Genomic DNA, 1955 nt, shown 5'->3' with positions numbered 1-1955 from the left:
AATTTGTCAAAAAAACTGTTGCCATTCCACCCCTCACGCAGATAGTCCAGCATGGCTTGTAATTGAGGACGTTCGGTGGATTGTCCGCTTGCTTTATCTGAAAAGACCTTAGAAACGCTCTGTAACGCTTCTAATTGTCTATCTAGGTTTTGTTCTTTGCTACTCACTCGTGCATAACCAATTTTACTCATAAATCACACTCCCTATTTTGGCAAACTCTAATGAGCCTTTACAAATCTTATTATATCAGAAAAACAAAAAAGCCCACTAGAGTGTAACTCTAATGAGCTTATTCTTTTAATCGTTTTTATTTAATTTTCTATATATAAACCACATCAACAAGTACTGTAGCAGTAATCCTATTATTAATACAATAGCTAAACCAATCCTTCCGTCAGAAGTGTTTATAATTGTTCTAAAGAAATTTATACGTATAATAATACCAGCTATTGCATAGATTACTATAGGAGGTATAAGCGGAATCCACATTTGTTTTTCATTCGTTTTATTAAAAAGATAGAAAATGATTAAAAGAGCTAACAATATAAGAAATATCCCTAAATTATTTGATAATCTTACTTGTAATCCTGTGTTTAGTTGGAATGATAGTAAAAAGAAGACAACTAGTCCTACTCCAAAGAATAGTGACAATATTATATTCATAATCTTAGATTCATATCTATATAAACAATATCCCATAAATAATAATAAGGCGATAACAAGAAATACCAGATAAACACCTGAGATTAAGAAATTACCAATATCAATATATTCTTCAAATGAGACTAAAATGGGTATAAGTTTCAGTAAACATAATATCCCTAACGAACTAATAATAATTTTTATTGTATCTATCACGTTTATAGGCAATTCTTTAATAATATTGTCAGCTACTTGTTTAGGATTTTTACCTAAATAGTATTCCGCGGATTGTCCGTGAGCCTGTCCCTCCAATATATCTTCTAAAATCTCTAATAACATTTCTTCAGACTTTTTTTCATCTCTTATAAGAGACATTACTCTAATGTAAACTAAAAGATTGCCATAATATTTTTTGTTTTCTTTTGTTAGGTGCTCTTGGAGTTCCGCATTACGTTCAATAATCTTATTAGTTTTCATATTCATCAACCCCTTTAATTAAATTTGTAAGACAGCTATTGAGCTGATTCCACTCTTTAAAAAATTCTTGCTTTTCTTTGATTCCTTTTTCTGTTAATGAGTAATATTTTCTTCTGGGCCCGTATATTGATGGTTTTAAACTACCTATTATTAGCCCTTTTTTTTCTAAAGATAACAATAATGGGTATATTGTGCCTTTAGATATATTTTTAAATCCATAAATATCTAACTCTTCGCTTATCATGTATCCATACATCTCTTTTTTAGAAAGAAGAAGTAAAATACAACCATAAAGTATTCCTTTTAGCATTTGAGAATCAATTTTATTTGTCATTTTAATAATTTCTCCAGAGGTATTATGTTTTACATGATACCAAAATTATCGTAACTTGTAAAGCAATATAGCGAAGCATAAAAAAGAGCGGAATTTTCCACTCTTTAATAGTCGATTTTCAGCCTATTACAACAGCTTTCTATTTATTTAAAAAGTTTGCAATAGATATAGCTAGTAAACAAATAACTAGCGTAAGACCAACATACCCTAAAACAATAATTCCTGACGTTAAGTCAAGTTTTTAGAGTAACAAACGTAGAATTTTAATCTATTTATTTTAAGCACTTACCTTTTCAAATTGATTAGGTGTAAGATACCCTAAACTTTGATGGATTCGTTTTGAATTATAAAAGGCTTCGATGTACCAGAAAATACTCTGATAGGCTTCTTCAAAGTTCTTATATTTAAATTGATACACCCACTCTCTTTTTAAATGTCCATGCCAAGATTCAAGACTGGCATTATGATAAGGGTGGAATGGCAACAGTTTTTTTGACAAATT

At 29.8% G+C, this 1955-nt stretch carries 4 protein-coding genes; all 4 read right to left on the bottom strand.

Translation table 11 applies throughout. From position 1 onward, the window contains the following. A partial coding sequence (locus tag HMPREF2731_RS00235) for a recombinase family protein (RefSeq protein WP_141762849.1) occupies positions 1-191 on the bottom strand: 191 nt, incomplete at its 3' end. A gap of 106 nt (positions 192-297) precedes the next feature. Beyond that, a complete protein-coding gene (locus HMPREF2731_RS00230; protein WP_024636074.1) occupies positions 298-1119 on the bottom strand; it encodes a DUF1129 domain-containing protein in 822 nt (273 codons plus the stop codon). Beyond that, entirely contained in the window at positions 1109-1453 is a 345-nt protein-coding gene (locus HMPREF2731_RS00225; RefSeq protein ID WP_005877417.1) for a PadR family transcriptional regulator, read from the bottom strand. Before HMPREF2731_RS00225 ends, HMPREF2731_RS00230 begins: the two co-directional genes overlap by 11 nt. A gap of 277 nt (positions 1454-1730) precedes the next feature. Then, on the bottom strand, positions 1731-1955 hold a 225-nt coding region (locus HMPREF2731_RS00220; RefSeq protein ID WP_042958558.1), incomplete at its 5' end, for an IS3 family transposase.

The sequence above is a fragment of the Enterococcus sp. HMSC072F02 genome (assembly GCF_001837725.1).
GTDB classification, from domain to species: Bacteria; Bacillota; Bacilli; order Lactobacillales; family Enterococcaceae; genus Enterococcus_B; species Enterococcus_B lactis.
The sequence above is the reverse complement of the archived record's forward strand: the minus strand, read 5'-3'. Positions and strand labels throughout refer to the sequence as shown.

Bases quoted from the DNA above. Each gene is read 5' to 3' on its own strand.
- HMPREF2731_RS00225 (WP_005877417.1), bottom strand. From the start codon at position 1,453: ATGACAAATAAAATTGATTCTCAAATGCTAAAAGGAATACTTTATGGT.
- HMPREF2731_RS00230 (WP_024636074.1), bottom strand. From the start codon at position 1,119: ATGAAAACTAATAAGATTATTGAACGTAATGCGGAACTCCAAGAGCAC.